Origin of the sequence: Micromonospora sp. CA-244673 (assembly GCF_050948395.1) — a bacterium.
Lineage (GTDB): Bacteria > Actinomycetota > Actinomycetes > Mycobacteriales > Micromonosporaceae > Micromonospora.
This window is the reverse complement of record NZ_CP192019.1, coordinates 5,003,916-5,022,021: the sequence shown is the minus strand read 5'-3', so window position 1 is coordinate 5,022,021 and position 18,106 is coordinate 5,003,916. Positions and strand designations below refer to the sequence as shown.

The window sequence follows — 18,106 nt, the reverse complement described above, 5'->3', positions numbered from 1 at the left end:
GTGTCGCGCCTGTCCCGTCGGCCTCTTTTCCCGTCGACAACGGGGGTTTAGTGTGGGGACGGGGGAGGGCAACCCCCGTCCCCACCTGTGATGCACACACGCACGAGTGGAATTGGCGTCCGGTCGTGCGTGTCGCGCGGGAGCCGGGCCACGCGAGTGGCTCTGGTTCCACCTCCCTCCATGTCGGTGGGTGATGGCTGACGGCGGCGTCCGGGCTGGCCCGCCGTCAGCCCCTGGGGCTGGGTGCCGGGCACGTCAGGTCCCCGGCGATCTCTTACTTGCATCTCCGTCGATGGAAGCGCTCCCATCGGCGATGCTTGCGACTGTAACGCCCGTCACGGCTTTGTGAAAGCCCCAAAACGAGATCGAAACATCGACGTGGGTGTCTGCGCTGGCCGTTGTGGTGGGAGCGCTTCCATGGCACACTCTCCACCACCACGCGGAGCCAGCTCGCGCGAGTGCGGGCCGCCGAGGGCACCCGGTGACACCGGTGCGGCGCCCGAATCCCCGGCACGGCCGGGTCGACCACCTTTCCGGGCGCCTCCGTCCCCCCGCGTACGCCACGTCGACGCGAGGAGGCGCCCCGCCGGGGCCCCGCGTCCCGGCCCGGTCCGAGGAGACACCGCGCACATGAGACTCATGGCCAGACGTCGCCGAACGGCGATGCTCGCCGCCACCGCCCTCGCCATCGGCGGGGTGGCCCTGCCGGCGGGCGCCGCGCAGGCCGCCCCGGCCTGCGACGTGACCTATGTGACCAGTGACTGGAACAACGGCTTCACCGCCAACGTCACCATCAAGAACCTGGGCGACGCGCTCAACGGCTGGACGCTGAAGTTCGCCTTCCCCAACAGCGGCCAGAAGCTCACCCAGGGCTGGTCGGCCCGATGGAGCCAGTCCGGCAGCGAGGTGACCGCGACGAACGAGTCGTGGAACGGCAGCCTGCCCACCGGCGCGTCCACCACCATCGGCTTCAACGGCGCACACACCGGCAGCAACCCGAAGCCCACCGCCTTCACCCTCAACGGGGTCGCCTGCAACGGCGCGCCCACCAACCAGTCGCCCACCGTCTCGCTTGGCCTGCCGAACGGGCCGTTCGAGGCGCCGGCCGACGTCCCGCTGACCGCCACCGCGGCCGACCCGGACGGCACGATCGCCAAGGTCGAGTTCTACCGCAACGGCCTGCTGGTCAACACCGACACCACGGCACCGTACGGATACACCCTGGAGGACCTGCCCGCCGGCAGCTACACCGTGCAGGCCAAGGCGTACGACAACGCCAACGCCACCGCGGTCGCCGAGAAGTCCTTCACGGTCAGCCCCGCCACCGGCCCGGTGCTGGTGGCGACCCCGTCGGCCGTGAGCGTCAGCGAGGGCGGCACCTCCCCGGTGAAGTTCACCCTGAGCGCCGCCCCGACCGCCAACGTCCCGGTGACCCTCGCCGTCACCGGCGACAGCGACGTGACCGTGTCGCCCACGACGCTGACCCTGACCCCGAGCAACTGGAACACCGGGGTCACGGCCACGGTCGCGGCCGCGGAGGACGCCGACACCCTCGGCGGCACCGCGACGATCACCGCCTCGGCCACCGGCTTCGCGCCCGTCGCGGTCACCGCCACCGAGGTCGACAACGACACCCCGGGCGGGGACAACGCGTACATCAAGAAGTTCCTCGACCAGTACGGCAAGATCAAGAACTCGGGCTACTTCAGCCCCGAGGGCGTGCCGTACCACTCCGTCGAGACGCTCATCGTCGAGGCGCCCGACCACGGCCACGAGACCACCTCGGAGGCGTTCAGCTTCTGGCTCTGGCTGGAGGCGCAGTACGGCCGGGTCACCCAGAACTGGGCCCCGTTCAACAACGCCTGGACGGTGATGGAGAAGTACATCATCCCGTCGCACGCCGACCAGCCCACCGCCGGCGCCCCGGGCACCCCCCAGTACGCCGCCGAGCACAACCTGCCCAGCCAGTACCCGTCGGCGCTGGAGCCCAACGTCCCGGTCGGCCAGGACCCGCTCCGCTCGGAACTCCAGTCGACCTACGGCACCGGCGACATCTACGGCATGCACTGGCTGCTGGACGTCGACAACACCTACGGCTACGGCCGCTGCGGCGACGGCACCAGCCGCCCGGCCTACATCAACACCTTCCAGCGCGGCACCCAGGAATCGGTCTGGGAGACCGTGCCGCAGCCGTCCTGCGACACGTTCAAGCACGGCGGCCAGTACGGCTACCTCGACCTGTTCGTCAAGGAGTCCAGCGCCCCGGCGAAGCAGTGGAAGTACACCAACGCCCCGGACGCCGACGCGCGCGCCGTGCAGGCCGCCTACTGGGCGCTGACCTGGGCCAAGGCACAGGGCCGGGAGGCCGACGTCGCGGCCACCGTGGCGAAGGCCGCCAAGATGGGTGACTACCTGCGCTACGCGATGTTCGACAAGTACTTCAAGAAGATCGGCAACTGCGTCGGCGCGTCCACCTGCCCGGCCGGCAGCGGCCGCGACTCGGCGCACTACCTGCTCTCCTGGTACTACGCCTGGGGCGGCGCGTACGACACCGCGCAGAACTGGTCCTGGCGGATCGGCTCCAGCCACAACCACTTCGGCTACCAGAACCCGTTCGCGGCCTGGGCGCTGACCAACGTGCCGGAGCTCAAGCCCAAGTCGGCGACCGCAACCGCGGACTGGCAGAAGAGCTTCGACCGGCAGCTGGAGTTCTACACCTGGCTCCAGTCCGCCGAGGGCGGCATCGCGGGTGGCGCCACCAACAGCTGGGACGGCAGCTACGCCCAGCCGCCGGCCGGCACCGCCACCTTCTACGGCATGTTCTACGACGTCGACCCGGTCTACAACGACCCGCCGTCGAACCAGTGGTTCGGCATGCAGGCCTGGTCGATGCAGCGGATCGCCGAGCTGTACCTGCAGACCGGCAACGCCAAGGCCAAGGCGCTGCTGGACAAGTGGGTGCCGTGGGCCATCGCCAACACCACGGTGGGCGCCAACTGGTCGATCCCCTCGGACATGAAGTGGACCGGCCAGCCCGCCAACTGGAACCCGACCAGCCCGCAGCCGAACACCAACCTGCACGTCGAGGTGACGGTGAAGGGCCAGGACGTCGGCGTCGCCGCCGCCTACGCCCGGACCCTCATCGCCTACGCGGCCAAGTCCGGCAACGCCGCGGCGAAGACCACCGCCAAGGGCCTGCTGGACGCGCTGTCGGCCGCCGCCGACACCAGGGGCGTCTCGATGCCGGAGAAGCGCGGCGACTACAAGCGCTTCGACGACGTCTACAACGCCGCGGACGGCCAGGGCCTCTACATCCCCTCCGGCTGGACCGGGAAGATGCCCAACGGCGACGCCATCGCCGCCGGCAAGAGCTTCCTGGACATCCGCTCGTTCTACAAGAACGACCCGGACTGGCCGAAGGTGCAGGCGTACCTCAACGGGGGCGCCGAGCCGGTCTTCAACTACCACCGGTTCTGGGCCCAGGCGGACGTCGCCATGGCGTACGCCGACTACGGCACCTACTTCCCGGCGGGGTGAGTTGACCACTCCTGCGCGGGGCGGGCCCGCCCGCCCCGCGCAGGAGGCCGACCGGGCCGAAGGGGGAACGGAGCGGCCCGGTCGGCGGGCGGCCCGATTCCCACGGTCGGGCCGGGTGGGCCGGCCGTCCGGCCGACGCAGCGGACGGACCGGCCCACCCATCCGCCCGGAGACGAACTTGCCGCAAAAAAGACCGGGAAAATCGGCGCTCCACGGGATCACACCACCGCCGTGGACGGAGTACCGTATTTCACGGAGAGGCCGCTCCCCCCGTGGCGGCCTCTCTTTTACTTCACCGGAGCGGCGTCCGCATCGGACGGCGTGACCGGATGCCGCAGCCCCGGGTGATCCGCCGGAAGCGACCGCCGGATCACCAGCCAGCTCACCGCCAGCGCCGCCGCGACGAGCGGCCAGGTCAGCGCCACCCGTGCCACCACCAGGGCGACCACCTGCCCGCCGAGCCACAGCGGCACGAACACCGCCACCCGCAGCAGATAGGTGGCGGCCCAGACCCAGCTGCCCCGCCCGTAGGCCCGCAGCAGCGCCGGATCGCGCCGCCAGCGGCCGCGCTGGCCCAGCGCCACGCCGACCAGCACACCGAGCAGCGGCCAGCGCACCACGATGCTGACCATCCAGGCCAGCGCGCTCGCCGCGTTGGAGACGAGCTGCAGCAGGAAGAAGTCGGTGGCGCGGCCCGTCCGCAGCGCGACCAGCGCGGCCACGCAGACGGCGAGCAACCCGATCAGCACCGACCGCGGCCGGTCCCCGCGCCGCCACCGCCAACCCGCCACCGCCGACCCGGCCAGCACCGCGGCGACCACCCCGCCCCACAGCCCGGCGGCCAGCCAGCCGACGGCGAACGCCACCGGCGGCACGGTGGCGTCGACCGCGCCCCGTCGGCCACCGAGGAGGTCGGCCAGCGACTCCGGCCGGTCCCCGGACGGCCGCTCCGGCTCCGGCATGCTGGTCACCCGCCACCTCCTCCCGTCGCGTCCCCAACCTAACCCGGCGGTCGCGGGGCTCCGACGAGCGCCGGACCGCGCGGGCCGTTAAGTTGTGCGGGTGCGCGAGACGGCAAGGGGTTGGACGGCGGTCTGGTTGGTCGTACTGGCCCTGGCCCAGACAGCGGCGTTCCTGATGGTGTGGCGCTTCGCCGTGCACACCGAGCTGGGCCAGTGGCTCGACACCGTCGCCCTGACCGGCAACCGCATCGGCCAGGACCGCATCGACGGCCCGGTCAACCGCATCCTCAACGCCATGTCGGTGGTGTCGCTGCTGGCCGCCACCGCCATGATCGGCTTCATCGCGCTGATCCGCGGTCGCAAGGCACTCGCCGTCACCGCCACCCTGCTCATCGCCGGCGCCAACATCAGCACCCAACTGCTCAAGCGCTACCTGGACCGCCCCGACTTCGGCATCGACCCGGAGCGGGCCGCGGCCGGCAACAGCCTGCCCAGCGGCCACACCGCCGTGGCCGCGTCCGTGGCGGTCGCGCTGATCCTCGTGCTGCCGCCGAAGCTGCGGGTGGCCGGCGCGTTCCTCGGCGCCGGCTACGCGGCCGCCGCCGGGGTGGCGACCCTCTCCGCCGGCTGGCACCGGCCCAGCGACGCCGTCGCCGCGTTCCTGGTGGTCGGCGCCTGGGCCGCGGTCGCCGGCCTGGTGCTCCTGTTCTTCCAGCGCGAACAGGCCCAGGTCTCGCCGGCCGACTCCCACCGGGTCGCGGCCGCCGTGCTCGGCCTCGGCGGCGCCCTCGCCCTGGTCGTCTCGGCGCTCGCCCTGTCCTGGCTGGTCGACCGTTCCACCACCCCCGTCGAGGCGCTCACCCGGCGTCCGCTCTTCATCGGGTACGCGGGCAGCGCGGCCGGCATCGCCGGCACGATCGCCGTGGTGGCCGCGCTGGTGCTCGCGGTGGTGCACCGCCTCGTGCCCCGCTGGAAGGGCTGACCGGCCGGGATCCCCGGCCGGTCCCCGGAGCGGGTCAGCGGTAGTAGGTGCCGATCGTGGTGCCGCTGGCGATCTCCCGGCCCTTGAGCGCGCGGTGCACCTCGGTGGCCTGCGGCGCGCCGGACAGGTCCAGCGGCCGGTTCAGCGCGTAGAGGCGGAAGAAGTAGCGGTGCGCCTCCTCACCCCGCGGCGGCAGCGGACCGCTCCAGCCGGTCTCGCCGAAGCTGTTCGGCCACTCCCGGCCGCCCGGCGGTATCCCGCCCTCGGGCACCTCGGCGGTCTGCGGCGAGATCCCGGTGACCAGCCAGTGCAGGAACGGCTCCTTGCCCGCGTCCGGGTCCTCGACGAGCAGGACCAGCTCCTCGGTGGAGTCCGGCACGTCCGACCACTGCAACGGCGGTGAGACGTTGTCGCCGTCCTTGGCGAACCGCCCGGGCAGCAGGTCGTGGTCGGTGAACGCGGTGCTGCGCAGCATGATGCCGGCCATTCGGCGCCCCCTTTCTCGTCCACCGGCGCGTACCCGGCGGGTGGGCGACGAAACGACGGTGGGAGGAGGTGCGCAGGCCGAAGCGGGAACCGGTCTTCGGGATCGGTTACCGGAACTGGAGGACGAACGGCGTTGCCAGGCGATCTCGACGCGTTCGTCCTCGGCTATGAGCCGAGGTAGCGCAGGATCGCGAGGATCCGGCGGCTGTAGCCGGTGACGTGGGTCAGGTCGAGCTTGTCGAAGATGGTGTTGACGTGCTTCTCGATCGCGCTCTGGGAGACGTGCAGCCGCTCGGCGATGGCGGCGTTGGTGTGCCCCTGAGCCATGTGGTGCAGCACGTCGCGCTCCCGCGGGGTGAGGCGGCCGAGCGGGTCGGTGTGGCTGGTCGAGGACATGAGCTGCCGGACGACCTCGGGGTCGAGCGCGGTGGAGCAGGCGGCGACGCGGTTGAGCGCGTCGAGGAAGTCCTCGACCTGGGCGACGCGGTCCTTCAGGACGTAGCCGACGCCTTCGGACCGGTCGGCGAGGAGCTTCGCAGCGTAGCGCCGCTCGACGTACTGGGAGAGGACCAGCACGGCGGTGTCCGGCCAGCGGCGCCGGATCTCCAGCGCCGCCCGGAGCCCGTCGTCGGTGTTGGTGGGCGGCATGCGGACGTCGGTGACGACGACGTCCGGTCGGTGCTGCTCGACGGCGGCGACGAGCTGCTCGGCGTCGGCGGTGGCGGCGACCACCTGGTGCCCCTCGTCGGCGAGGAGGCGGGCCAGCCCCTCGCGGAGCAGCGTGGAGTCCTCGGCGAGCACTACGCGCATGGCACCTGAACCCGGATCGTCGTCGGGCCGCCGGGTGGGCTGTGCAGGTCGAACTGTCCGTCCAGTGCGGTGACCCGGCGGGCGAGCCCCTGAAGGCCGCTGCCGTGCGGGTCGGCGCCCCCGATGCCGTCGTCGCGCACCCGCATCTCGATTCCCGCGTCCCGCGTCTCGATCTCGATGGTGATCAGGGTAGCTCCCGCGTGTTTGGTGCTGTTGGTGATCGCTTCGCAGGCGACGAAGTAGAGCACGGTCTCGATCGGTCGGGCCGGCCGGACGGGCACGTCGTAGCTGATCCGGACGGGAATCGATGACCGTTGCGCCACCATGCCCAGCACCTCGTCCAGGGTGGTGTGCTCGAGTGCCGAGGGATAGACCCGCCAGGCCACCTCCCGCAGCTCGTCGATGGCGCGCTGGGTGTCCTCGTGGGCCTGCACGAGGAGTTCGCGCGCCCGGTCGGGGTCGCGGCTGCGGCGCGCCCGCCCGAGCAGCATTCCGAGTGCGACGAGGTGCTGCTGCAGCCCGTCGTGGAGGTCGCGTTCGATGCGCTGGCGTTCCGCGTCGACCGCGGCCAGCACGCCGGCCCGGCTGACGGTCAGCTCGCTGATCCGCAGTTGCAGCGCCTCGCGGCTGCTGGATTCGAGCAGCCCGCGCGCCAACCACCGGTCCAGCGTCGCCACGCTCGCCGTCGCCTGGAGGTTCAGCAGCAGCAGGGCGGACCCGATGAACGCCTGGAGGAGGAGGTCGGCCACGGTCATGGCGCCCGCGACGAAGGAGCGCACCACGATGGCGGCGAGCACGGCGCCGACCACGAGCAGGCCGCCGGTGAGCAGGCCGAGCGCGGCCGGCAGGAGACGGGCGGCGAGATAGCCGAGTACGCGCGGTCCGCTCACCCGCAGCGGTGGCGGCGGTGGTTCCGAGGCGACGACCGCGAGGCGGCGCCGCTCCCAGTCGGCGATGCGCCGGGCGTACCGGAGGGTGGTGGCCGCCACGCGGCGCCGGGCCGCCGGGACCGGTGCGACCGTGACCACGGCGAGCCCGGCGAGGAGGAGGAACAGCACCTCGGCCGCGGCGGTGAGGACGCCGAGCGCCACACCGGCCACGGGCCGGGCCCACCGGGCCGCCGTGCCGACCCACGACCGAGCGTGCCGCACGCGCTTCGCCACCATGCCGTCCCTCCCCAGCTCGTGCCGTCCCGGATCCCGGCCGGCCACCGACCCTCTCGCCACCGGTCAGCGGAGGCCGTGACGACCCGCCTCGGACCGGCGGGGGGTGCCGTACAGGGTGCCGCGCACGGCGGGGTCCGCACGATCCGGCCCGCGGTTCCCGTGTGATCCGACACGCGGGCCCGGTGCCTGCTCGCCGTCGACGGCCGAACGCCTCCGTCGCTGCCCGATCAGGCGCGACACCACGAAGAACCCCACGGCGAGCGCGCAGACCGCGATGACCACGTTCTGGAACGTCCCCACGTACGGCTCGACGGCACGCCAGTTGTCCCCGAGCACGTAACCGGCCATCACGAACACGGTGTTCCAGACCAGGCTGCCCAGCGTGGTGTAGAGCAGGAACGTGCCGAACGGCATCCGCTGCACACCGGCCGGGATCGAGATCAGGCTCCGGAAGATCGGGATCATCCGCCCGAAGAAGACGGTCTTCACCCCGTGCCGGGCGAACCACGCCTCGGTCCGGTCGAGGTCACTCAACTTGATCAGCGGCAGCCGCGCCGCGATCGCGCGGACCCGGTCCCGTCCGAGGGCCACGCCGACGGCGTACAGCGCCACCGCGCCCACTACCGAGCCGATCGTGGTCCAGGCGATCGCGGCGAACAGGTTCATCCGGCCCTGGCCGGCGGCGAAGCCCGCCAGCGGCAGGATGACCTCACTGGGGATCGGTGGGAACAGGTTCTCCAACGCGACCGCCAGGCCGGCTCCGGGCGCGCCGAGTCGCTCCACCAGGCCGGTCACCAACCCGACCAGGCCGCCTGATGGCGGATCAGCATCCTGAGCCCACGAGCCGGCGTGCGTCGCCGCGTTCCACAAGAAGATCATGCCCACGACGCTAGGAACTCACCGCGGTCCGGACCATGAGGTCGACCGCCGACTCCGGAAGGTCGACCCCAGCGGGCCGGGGTGCGGAAAACCGCACCCGGGCAGGACCGAATACTCTTACCCGCTCCACCAGGAGCGGGAAGGCAGGCGCGGCGGATGGACACGGTACGGGCGGGGTTCCGCGACGAGTGCGCACGGCTGGAAGGGGTGCTGCGCGGCCTCGACGCGGCGGACCTGGACCGGCCCACGCCCTGCCCGCCCTGGGCGGTCCGGGACCTGCTGGCGCACGTGCGCACCGGCGCCGGAAGGCTGGTCGGCATGCTCGCCGCGCCGGCCCCCGAGCGCGCCGAGGTGGATGCCGCCGGCTACTTCGGGGCGGCCAAGTTCGCGCCCGAGGTCGACCGGGACCGGATCGACGGCGCCCGGCGGGAGGCCCGGGAGCTGCCCGGCGTACCCGAGGTGGCGGAGGGCTTCGCGCGGGCCTGGCGGGCCGCCGACGCGGCGGTGGCCGCCGAGCCGCCGGGGCGGCTGGTCCGCACCAGGCACGGCGACGCGATGGCGCTGACGGAGTTCCTGCGTACCCGGGTGGTGGAGGTCGCGGTGCACGGCCTGGACCTGGCCGACGCGCTGGACCGGCGGCCGTGGCTGACCCCGACCGCGGCGGCCGTGGTGGCCGACCTGCTGGCCCATGGCCGGCCCGCCCCCGACGGGCTCGGCTGGGACGCGCTCACCCTGGTGCGCAAGGCCACCGGCCGGGAGCCGCTGACCGGCGCGGAGCGGGCGGTGCTGGACGGGACCGGGTGGCGCTGGCTCTCCTTCGGCGGCTGACCGGCCCGGCTCGGCGACCGGCCCGGTCTCACGGTCTGCGGCGGCCGAGCCGGCGTGCCGCGTAGATCAGCGCGCTGACGGCGAAGAGCACGCCGCTGACCACCAGCCACCGGCCGAGCATGACCCGGGGCGCCAGGCCGGTCGCCGAGGCGTAGGTGCCGTCGCCGAGTCCGAGGATCCCGGGCAGGTAGACCAGGAACAGGAGGCCGGCGCCGAGCGCCGGGACCCGGACGTGGTTCAGCGGCGACGGGATGCCGCCCCGGGCCAGGGCGCGGCGCGCCACCCGGTCGAGTGACGCGTACACCGGGAAGAGGACCAGGTCGTGGGCGATCACCGCGCCGAGGAACCACAGCAGCATCCGGCCGGCCGACGCCTCACCGGCCAGCCGCAGCGCGATCCACCCGGTGACCGCGAAGCAGCCGGCCAGGAGCAGCGGGTGCCAGGGCGCGGCGCCGTAGGCGCGCCGGAGGTCAGCCATCGAACACGATCTCCGCCACCCATTTGGTGCAGTGCACCCCGGGCAACGCGGGCACGATGATCCGCGCCGGGAAGCCGTGGTCGGGGCTGAGGTCGACGCCGTTGACCCGCAGGGCGAGCAGCGCGTCCGGGTCGGTCACCTGGCCGCCGTGCAGGACGGCCTCGCGGAACAGGCCGGCCGGTTCCAGCGACCGCACCCGCGCGGTCGCCGGATCGGCCGCCCCGACCAGCCCGGCGAGGTCACGCAGCCGGACGCCGGTCCAGGTCTGCGAGGTCGACCAGCCCTCCACGCAGGCGATCGGCAGGGTTGCCGTGTGCTGCGCCATGCCGAGCAGCCGGGGCCGGTCCAGCGCAGCCGTGCGGTTCCCCGCGCGCAGCGTGAGCCGCCACCGCGGCCCGGTCTGCTCGGGGGTCACGCCGGCCGCGACCACGCTGCGGTTGACCGGGAAGCCGGTCGGCCCGCCGTCGAATTTGCGGCCGCGTGGCAGGAGCAGCGCGGTACGCCGCAGCGCGTCGACGCTCTGCCCGACGGTCAGCGCCGCCAGCAGCAGCGACCCGCCGCCCACCAGGGCGAGCACACCGCGCCGGCTCATCGTCGCCGGCCCGGGCCGCCGGGCCACGAGGCCGTCCGGATCCGCCGGCTCCGGCCGGGTCCGCCCCAGCGGGGTACGCGCGAACCCCGGTCCCCGCAGCGCGGTGACCATCCGGGGCAGCTTGATCGCCACGTGGGTGACCAACGCGGCCGTGAAGATCCAGGCGCCGTACCAGTGCGCCGTGTAGAAGTCGAAGCCGAACAGGTACGCGTACTGGATGTTCAGCAGGCCGGTGGCCGTCTGGAAGAGGATGCCGCCGACCAGCAGCAGCAGCGACAGCCGCTCCAGCACCTGGGCGGCCGAGCGGGCCGGCGGCCAGTCGAAGAGCTTCGGCACCACCGACCAGAGCTTGCCCAGCACCACCGGCACCAGCACGATCCCGAGGGTCACGTGCAGCCCCTGGGTGACGCGGAACAGCCAGGCGGGCCGGGTGGGCCAGTCGAACACCGGCGGGTGCAGCCAGCCCACGTCCCGGGGGAACGCCTGGTCGAGGCGGGGCCCGTAGGCGATCCAGTCGAGCAGCCCGGTGACGATCACCAGGGGCAGGGCGGCCAGCAGCACGGCGCCGAGCACCGACGTGAGCCAGGGCCCGCGGACCGGGCTGCGCCAGGCCCGATCGAGGGCGTCGACCCCGGGCGGCCGGTGCCGGGCCAGCCCGCGCCACAGTCCCGCCGGGACGGCGGACGGTGGGTCGTGCGGACCTGGACCAGCGGACACGTCTCCTCCTCGCCCGTGGGGCTTCCGTTCCCAGCCAGACGCTAGACGCGGCACCCGCCGGCCGGTCCGGTTTGCCGCATTACCGAACGCTTACGCTCATCCCTTACGGACCGCTGACGTCCACCCCGAACCGGCCAGGCCCGACCCCGCAGTGCCCTAGCCTGGCCGCATGCGGGTACTGGTCACCGGCGCTGCCGGCTTCATCGGATCGCAGATCGCCGACCTGCTGGCCGCCGAGGGCCACCAGCCGGTCTGCCTGGACGCGCTGCTGCCCCAGGCGCACGGCGGCGCGCCGCCGGAGTGGTCCCGGCCGCACGACCTGGTCGTCGGCGACGTCCGTGACGCCGCACTGCTGGACCGGCTGCTGTCCGGGGTGGACGCGGTCTGTCACCAAGCGGCCATGGTGGGGCACGGGGTCGACCCGTCCGACGCCCCCGACTACGCCGCCCACAACGATCACGGCACGGCGGTGCTGCTCGCCGCCATGCACCGGGCCGGGGTGTCCCGGCTGGTGCTGGCCAGCTCGATGGTGGTCTACGGCGAGGGGCGTTACACCTGCGCCCGGCACGGCGTGGTCCGGCCCGCCCCGCGCCGGCCCGCCGACCTCGCCGCCGGCCGGTACGACCCGACCTGCCCGGCCTGCGGGGCCAGCCTCGACCCGGCCCTGGTGCCCGAGGACGCCCCGCTGGAGCCGCGCAGCACGTACGCGGCCAGCAAGCTCGCGCAGGAGCACTACGCGGTGGCCTGGGCCCGGCAGACCGGGGGAGGGGTGTGGGCGCTGCGCTACCACAACGTCTACGGCCCCCGGATGCCCCGCGACACGCCCTACGCGGGGGTCGCGTCGCTGTTCCGCTCGGCGTTGGCCGCCGGCCGGCCGCCCCGGGTGTACGAGGACGGCCGGCAGCGGCGCGACTTCGTGCACGTCACCGACGTGGCCCGGGCCAACCTGCTGGCGCTCACCGCGCCAACACCCGACGGCCTGGTCCCGGTGAACGTCTGCTCCGGCGAGCCGCACACCGTCGGCGACCTGGCGGCCGCGCTGGCCCGGGCCATGGGCGGGCCCGAGCCCGAGGTGCTCGGCGGCGCGCGGGCCGCCGACGTCCGGCACGTCGTGGCCGACCCGACCCGGGCCCGCGACCTGCTCGCCTACACCGCCCGGGTCAGCTTCGTCGACGGCGTGACCGCCTTCGCCACCGACCCGCTGCGCGAACCCGCCGCCCTGGTCGGCTGACCCGTCGAGCATCTGTCGGCGGCGCGATCCGTCCGGTTCAGGATGATCACCGCGGCGGGCATCAACCACCGTCCGCCACCGGTGTGCGCCTAGGAGACCGTGAGGAGCAGGTGGTTGACGGCGAGGGCGGTGAGCGCCTGGGCGGCCAGCCACCAGCGGCGGGCCGGCGCGGGCAGGTGTGCCGCGGCGACCAGCAACCAGACCGCGAACGGCAGCCAGATCCGCTCCACCTCGGCCTTGCTCATCCCGGACAGGTCGGCGGCGGCAACGGCGAGTGCGGCGGCGGCCGGTAGCAGGACGGTCGGCCCGAGCGCGATCACCCGCGCGACCGGCCCCCCGCCGCCACCCGGGGCTCCGGCCCCGCTCAGGTGCACGCGGGCCGCCAGCACCGCGCGGCGCAGCGCCGGCCCGAGTGCCGGCCCTGCGGAGAGCAGCAGAGCTGCCAGGTTCGCCCAGACCCAGTAGGCGTACGGGCGGTCGGTCGCCCAGCCCTGGTAGTAGCGCTCGACGACCCGGTCGTACCCCTCCCACCAGCGGAAACCGGCCAGCACGAACAGCGCCGTGACGGCCGCGACGCCGGCCGTCGCGGCGAGCAGCGCGGCCCGGCGGCGGTCGCGGCGCAGGGCCAGCACGGCCAGCGCCAGCGCTCCCACCAGCACGAACCCGTAGGACAGGTGCAGCGCGAAGCCGAGCAGGAGCCCGCCGGCCAGGGCCGCGAGTGGCCCGCGCACCGCCAGCAGCGCCAGTCCGGCGGCGACCACGCCGGTGAAGACGGCGTCGCCGGAGGCGCCCAGCCAGACCGCGCCGGGCAGCAGCACCAGGAACGGCAGCACCGCGCGGGCTGCCTCGGCGGCGCCCAGCGCGCGCAGGGTGACCGGCACCGAGACCGCGGCGGTCGCGCCGACCAGCACGCAGCAGAGCGCGGCCGCGGCGCCGCCGCCCAGGCCGATCCGGTCCAGCCAGACGAAGACCAGCAGCGCGCCCGGCGGGTGCCCCGCCGTGTGGGTGGACCAGGAGTCGGGCTGGAAGTCCAGGATCCGGTCGGTGAAGCCGGCCAGCATCCGGGGGATGTCGCCGACGCCGGGCACCTCGTGCAGGTACTCGGCCTGCGCGGTGAGCCGCCGGGCCAGCCCGGCCGACCAGCCGTCGATCAGCGCCAGCGACAGCGTCCAGGCCACCGCGGCCAGCCAGCCGGCCGCCAGCAGCGGACCCCACCGGGCGGTCCGCGCCCAGCGCAGGCCCGGCCCGAGCACGACCACGGCGACCAGCACCGCCAGCGGCGTGCCCCACCCGAGGTGGGGCCGCCAGGTCGCGTAGAGCGGGGCGGCGTCCGCGTGCAGCCCCACGTCGCGCCGGTTGAGCACGAGCCCCACCGCGACGGCGGCGCCGAGCAGCATCGCCTCGACGGCCAGCACGAGCAGGTCGCCCCGGTCCTTCGGGATGGCCCGGGAGGTGACGGGGGGCCGGCGCACGGCGGCTTCGGGTCTCATGACGACCGGACGATACTGCCTGCCCGAGGGCCGTCACGGTGGAACCGCCGGCCGTCACCGGACGGTAAGAATTGCCTGCTCGGTAAGGGTTCCGTAAGCACGATCGGGGCCATCGGTAGTGCCCGCGGGCCTAGCGTCGGTGGCATGCGGACACAGATCGACGTGGTGCTGCCGTGCCTGGACGAGGCCGCCGCCCTGCCCGGCGTGCTGACCGCCCTGCCGCCCGGCTACCGGGCCATCGTGGTGGACAACGGGTCCCGGGACGGCTCGCCCGAGGTGGCCGCCCGGCACGGCGCCCGGGTGGTCCGCGAAGCCCGCCGCGGCTACGGCGCGGCCGTGCACACCGGCCTGGAACACGCCGAGAGCGATCTGGTCTGCGTCCTCGACGCCGACGGCTCGTTCGACCCGGGCGAGCTTCCCGCCCTGGTCGCCCCGGTGGCGGCCGGCACCGCCGACCTCGCGGTGGGCCGGCGCCGGCCGGTGTCCGCCGGGGTCTGGCCGTGGCACGCCCGCGCCGGCACGGCGCTGGTCGCCGCGCTCCTGCGACAGCGCGGGGTGCCGCTGCGGGACCTCAGCCCCATCCGGGTGGCCCGGCGGGAGGCCCTGCTCGCCCTCGGGGTCGCCGACCGTGGCTTCGGCTACCCACTGGAGCTGATGATCCGGGCCGCCGGCGCCGGCTGGCGCATCCACGAGCGCGACGTCCGCTACGCGCCGCGCGCCGCCGGCACCCGCTCCAAGGTCTCCGGCTCGGTCCGCGGCACCGTACGCGCCACCCGCGACTTCCTGACGGTGCTGCGCAGCGTGGACGGCCGGCGGTGACCGTCCTGCTGGTGGTGGCCAAGGCGCCCGTGGCCGGGGCGGTCAAGACGCGGCTCTGCCCGCCCGCCGAGCCCGCGCAGGCGGCCCGGATCGCCGCCGCCGCGCTGCGCGACACCCTCGACGCCGTCGCCGCCACCCCGGGCGTCGTCCCGGTGCTGGCGCTGGCCGGCCGGTTCGCCGACGCCGAGGACGGGCCGGACCTCGCCGCCGCGGTTGCCGGCTGGCCGGTGCTGCCCCAGCGGGGCGACGACCTCGCCCATCGGCTCGCCCACGCGTACGCCGACGTGGCCGCCGCGTACCCGGGGCGGCCGGTGCTCCAGATCGGCATGGACACCCCGCAGCTCACCGCGGCAGGGCTGGCCGCCGCCGTACGCCGGCTGGTGGCGCCCCGGACCGACGCGGTGCTCGGCCCTGCCGCGGACGGCGGCTGGTGGGCGCTGGGCCTGCGCGACCCCCGGCAGGCGGCGGCGCTGCGCGAGGTGCCGATGTCCACCCCCGACACCGGGCGGCTCACCCGGGCCGCGCTGGCCGGCCGCGGCCTGCGTGTCGGGACGCTGCCGGTGCTGCGCGACGTGGACGACTGGACCGACGCGCTCGCGGTTGCCGACCTGGTCCCGGCGGGCCGTTTCGCCCGGGAGATCGCCGCGCTCCGGCGCACCCCGGTTGCCGGGGGCCGGCAGTGACCGATCTCGCCGCGCGGTCGGCCGGCGGCCCGCTCGACCCGGACAGCAACGGTTTCGGCGCCGTGCTGCGCCACCGCGACGTCGACGCGCACTGGCTGGTGCACGCCGACGGCACCCGCCGCCGGCTGCCGGTGGAGCGGTGGCACGGGCCGGCCGAGCCGGCGGCCGCCGCGGTGGTGGCCCGCTGCGCCGGCCCGACGCTGGACCTGGGCTGCGGCCCGGGCCGGGTCACCCTGGCGCTCACCCGCGCCGGAGTGACCACGCTCGGCGTCGACGTCTCGGCCCGGGCGGTCGCGCTGACCCGGGCCCGCGGCGCCGTCGCCGTCCGGGCCGACCTGTTCGCGCCGTTGCCGGCCGAAGGCAGGTGGCAGCACGTGGTGCTGCTGGACGGCAACATCGGCATCGGCGGGAATCCCGGGAAGCTGCTGCGCCGGTGTCGGCGGCTGCTGCGCCCGGCCGGCACGGTGCTGGTCGAGGTCGAGCCGCCCGGGGCCGGGACCTGGCAGGGGCGGGTGCACGTGGTGTCCGGCCGCTACCGGGGACCAAGCTTCCGCTGGGCGTGGCTGGACGCTCTGGCGGTGCACGCCCCCGCCGCCGCGGCCGGGCTCGCCGTCCGCGAGGTGTTTCCTGCCGGCCACCGCTGGTTCGCCGAGCTCACCACCTCGTAGGCTCCGATCCCCGCCGCGTCCGCCCCGGGCCGAGCAGCTCAGGCCGCGACGGGCAGCCGGACGACGAACCGGCAACCGCCGGTCACGTTGTGCACCTCCACGCGGCCGCCGTGCGCCTTGACGAGGCCGTGCACGATCGCCAGCCCCAACCCGCCCGAGCTCTCCGCGCCGCCGTCGCCCGACCGGGTACGGGCCGGCTCGCCGCGAAAGGCCACGTCGAACAGACGTGGCAGGTCCGCCTCCGGGATCCCGCCGCAGGTGTCGGCGACGGCCAACCAGGCGTCGGCGCCGCTGCGTCCGGCGTCGACCCGGACGGTGCCATCCTCGGGGGTGTAACGAATCGCGTTGAGCAGCAGGTTGCGAACCACCCGAGCCAGCTCAGGCTCGCTCGCGGTGACCACCGGCCAGCCGGAGTCGGCGGCGACCAGGCGGATCCGGCGGGCTTCCGCCAGCGGCGCGGCCCCGGCCAGGGCGTCGGAGACCACCTCGCCCAGAGGCACCGCCGACAGCGACAGCCGCAGTGCCCCGGCGTCGATCCGCGACAGCTCGAACAGGTCGTCGACCAGCCGGGTCATCCGGTCGGCCTCGACCCGTATCCGGCGGTGGTACTCGCCGACCGTGGCCACGTCGGCGACCACCCGGTCCTCCAGCGCCTCGGCCATCGCCCGCAGCCCGGCCAACGGCGTGCGCAGGTCGTGCGACACCCAGGCGATCAGATCCCGGCGTCCCTTCTCGATCCGCCGTTCCCGGTCGCGGGCCTGGTCGGCCCAGACCGCCGCGGCGGCGAGCCGCCGTCCGAACAGCCAGCCGACCGCGAGGGAGACCGCCGCGGCCGCGCAGACCGTGATGAGAACGACCTCCAGGTCGTGCGGAGAGAGGAACATCGCCTCGGCGACCACCGACACGCCCGCCGCGACCGCGGCGACGGTCATCGCCAGCAGAACCGCGATGTGGGACGTGATCGACCGGACGCGCAGCAGCCGCAGCGCGCCGGCGCCCACCAGCGCGACGCCACCGGCCGCACCGAGCGCCACGCCGAAGATCAGGGCGACGTCACCCATCGACCGGCTCGTACCGGTAGCCGACGCCCCAGACCGTGACGATCCGCCGTGGATCGGCGGGGTCTGCTTCGATCTTCTCCCGCAGCCGGCGCACATGGACGGTGACGGTGGACTGGTCGCCGAAATGCCAGCCCCACACCTGCTCCAGCAGCTCCGCCCGCCCCAGCGCCCGTGCCGGGTGGCGCATGAGGTGCGCCAGCAGGTCGAACTCGCGCAGCGTGAGCGCCAACTGCCGGCCGTGCAGCCGGGCCACCCGGGGACCGGTCTGCACGACCAGACCGCCGTCGGCGAGCACCTCGGCCGCCGAGGCCGGAGCTCCACCGCCGGCCCGGCGCAGCACCGAGGCCACCCGCAGCACCAGCTCACGCGGCGAGAAGGGCTTACTCACATAGTCGTCCGCGCCCAGCTGCAGGCCCAGGATCCGATCGGCTTCGTCACCGCGGGCGGTCAGCATCACGATCGGCACGGGGTTGGGCCGCTGCCGCAACCGCCGGCACACCTCGAGCCCGCCCAGCACCGGCAGCATGACGTCGAGCACCACCAGGTGCGGCGGCGCGGCGGCGACCGCGGCGAGGGCGGCGGCGCCGTCCCCGACGTGGTCGACCTGGTAGCCGGCGTGCTCCAGATAGCGGCACACCACGTCGCTGATCGTCCGGTCGTCGTCAACGACCAGCACCCGATGCGCCACCGACACGCCTCCCTCCCCGCGTGCCAGCG

General features: G+C 74.4%; 17 protein-coding genes. 7 read left to right on the top strand and 10 right to left on the bottom strand.

The features are described 5' to 3' along the window. The first annotated feature begins 639 nt into the window (after nucleotides 1–639). Nucleotides 640–3,537 carry a glycoside hydrolase family 48 protein gene (locus ACQP12_RS22910; RefSeq protein WP_357948241.1) on the top strand — a complete coding sequence of 966 codons (2,898 nt, stop codon included), beginning with the start codon at nucleotides 640–642 and terminating at the stop codon, nucleotides 3,535–3,537. Between the two features lie 287 nt (nucleotides 3,538–3,824). On the opposite strand, the gene ACQP12_RS22905 is transcribed toward ACQP12_RS22910, so the two are convergent. Then, nucleotides 3,825–4,499, bottom strand: coding sequence for a DUF3159 domain-containing protein (locus ACQP12_RS22905; protein WP_433289394.1), 675 nt, complete (start codon nucleotides 4,497–4,499; stop codon nucleotides 3,825–3,827). A 94-nt stretch (nucleotides 4,500–4,593) separates the two neighbouring features. Here ACQP12_RS22905 and ACQP12_RS22900 point away from each other — a divergent pair, with 94 nt between their 5' ends. Then, entirely contained in the window at nucleotides 4,594–5,481 is an 888-nt protein-coding gene (locus ACQP12_RS22900; RefSeq protein ID WP_357948247.1) for a phosphatase PAP2 family protein, read from the top strand. A gap of 34 nt (nucleotides 5,482–5,515) precedes the next feature. Here the strand turns inward: ACQP12_RS22900 and ACQP12_RS22895 are convergent, their stop codons facing one another. The 4 genes from ACQP12_RS22895 to ACQP12_RS22880 all read right to left on the bottom strand — a co-directional run bounded on the left by ACQP12_RS22895 (nucleotide 5,516) and on the right by ACQP12_RS22880 (nucleotide 8,822). Then, nucleotides 5,516–5,968: a YbhB/YbcL family Raf kinase inhibitor-like protein gene (locus ACQP12_RS22895; RefSeq protein ID WP_357948250.1), complete on the bottom strand. Its 453-nt coding sequence runs from the start codon at nucleotides 5,966–5,968 to the stop codon at nucleotides 5,516–5,518. A gap of 164 nt (nucleotides 5,969–6,132) precedes the next feature. Beyond that, nucleotides 6,133–6,777 (bottom strand): response regulator, encoded by a 645-nt coding sequence (locus tag ACQP12_RS22890; protein ID WP_433281899.1) that lies wholly within the window; start codon nucleotides 6,775–6,777, stop codon nucleotides 6,133–6,135. Beyond that, complete coding sequence (locus ACQP12_RS22885) at nucleotides 6,768–7,943, bottom strand: sensor histidine kinase (protein WP_433281897.1); 1,176 nt, start codon at nucleotides 7,941–7,943, stop codon at nucleotides 6,768–6,770. Before ACQP12_RS22885 ends, ACQP12_RS22890 begins: the two co-directional genes overlap by 10 nt. Nucleotides 7,944–8,006: 63 nt before the next feature. Continuing rightward, nucleotides 8,007–8,822: a DedA family protein gene (locus ACQP12_RS22880; RefSeq protein ID WP_433281895.1), complete on the bottom strand. Its 816-nt coding sequence runs from the start codon at nucleotides 8,820–8,822 to the stop codon at nucleotides 8,007–8,009. 156 nt (nucleotides 8,823–8,978) lie between these two features. Between ACQP12_RS22880 and ACQP12_RS22875 the strand changes: the two genes are divergently transcribed. Continuing rightward, entirely contained in the window at nucleotides 8,979–9,650 is a 672-nt protein-coding gene (locus ACQP12_RS22875) for a maleylpyruvate isomerase N-terminal domain-containing protein (protein WP_433281893.1), read from the top strand. Between the two features lie 28 nt (nucleotides 9,651–9,678). Here the strand turns inward: ACQP12_RS22875 and ACQP12_RS22870 are convergent, their stop codons facing one another. Both ACQP12_RS22870 and ACQP12_RS22865 read right to left on the bottom strand, forming a co-directional pair. After that, the gene (locus ACQP12_RS22870; protein WP_433281890.1) at nucleotides 9,679–10,128 is read right to left on the bottom strand and encodes a hypothetical protein; all 450 of its coding nucleotides are present in this window, start codon (nucleotides 10,126–10,128) and stop codon (nucleotides 9,679–9,681) included. Continuing rightward, nucleotides 10,121–11,437, bottom strand: a complete 1,317-nt coding sequence (locus ACQP12_RS22865) for a molybdopterin-dependent oxidoreductase (RefSeq protein ID WP_433281888.1) — start codon at nucleotides 11,435–11,437, stop codon at nucleotides 10,121–10,123. Before ACQP12_RS22865 ends, ACQP12_RS22870 begins: the two co-directional genes overlap by 8 nt. 169 nt (nucleotides 11,438–11,606) lie before the next feature. Between ACQP12_RS22865 and ACQP12_RS22860 the strand changes: the two genes are divergently transcribed. Next, nucleotides 11,607–12,668, top strand: coding sequence for an NAD-dependent epimerase/dehydratase family protein (locus ACQP12_RS22860; protein WP_433281886.1), 1,062 nt, complete (start codon nucleotides 11,607–11,609; stop codon nucleotides 12,666–12,668). A gap of 89 nt (nucleotides 12,669–12,757) precedes the next feature. On the opposite strand, the gene ACQP12_RS22855 is transcribed toward ACQP12_RS22860, so the two are convergent. Continuing rightward, nucleotides 12,758–14,158, bottom strand: coding sequence for a hypothetical protein (locus ACQP12_RS22855; RefSeq protein ID WP_433281884.1), 1,401 nt, complete (start codon nucleotides 14,156–14,158; stop codon nucleotides 12,758–12,760). Between the two features lie 144 nt (nucleotides 14,159–14,302). Between ACQP12_RS22855 and ACQP12_RS22850 the strand changes: the two genes are divergently transcribed. From ACQP12_RS22850 to ACQP12_RS22840, 3 genes are read left to right on the top strand one after another with little or no spacing between them, the layout of a single operon-like run. Further along, entirely contained in the window at nucleotides 14,303–14,977 is a 675-nt protein-coding gene (locus ACQP12_RS22850) for a glycosyltransferase family 2 protein (protein WP_433281882.1), read from the top strand. Beyond that, nucleotides 14,974–15,660, top strand: coding sequence for a TIGR04282 family arsenosugar biosynthesis glycosyltransferase (locus ACQP12_RS22845; RefSeq protein WP_433281880.1), 687 nt, complete (start codon nucleotides 14,974–14,976; stop codon nucleotides 15,658–15,660). The genes ACQP12_RS22850 and ACQP12_RS22845 overlap by 4 nt, the downstream gene beginning before the upstream one ends. Further along, nucleotides 15,657–16,328, top strand: coding sequence for a methyltransferase domain-containing protein (locus tag ACQP12_RS22840; protein WP_433281878.1), 672 nt, complete (start codon nucleotides 15,657–15,659; stop codon nucleotides 16,326–16,328). The genes ACQP12_RS22845 and ACQP12_RS22840 overlap by 4 nt, the downstream gene beginning before the upstream one ends. A 38-nt stretch (nucleotides 16,329–16,366) precedes the next feature. Here ACQP12_RS22840 and ACQP12_RS22835 read toward each other — a convergent pair whose 3' ends face one another. Both ACQP12_RS22835 and ACQP12_RS22830 read right to left on the bottom strand, forming a co-directional pair. After that, nucleotides 16,367–17,389 (bottom strand): sensor histidine kinase, encoded by a 1,023-nt coding sequence (locus tag ACQP12_RS22835; RefSeq protein ID WP_433281876.1) that lies wholly within the window; start codon nucleotides 17,387–17,389, stop codon nucleotides 16,367–16,369. After that, on the bottom strand, nucleotides 17,382–18,077 hold the full coding sequence (locus ACQP12_RS22830) for a response regulator transcription factor (protein WP_433289392.1): 696 nt from the start codon (nucleotides 18,075–18,077) through the stop codon (nucleotides 17,382–17,384). The genes ACQP12_RS22835 and ACQP12_RS22830 overlap by 8 nt, the downstream gene beginning before the upstream one ends. Nucleotides 18,078–18,106: the final 29 nt, after the last annotated feature.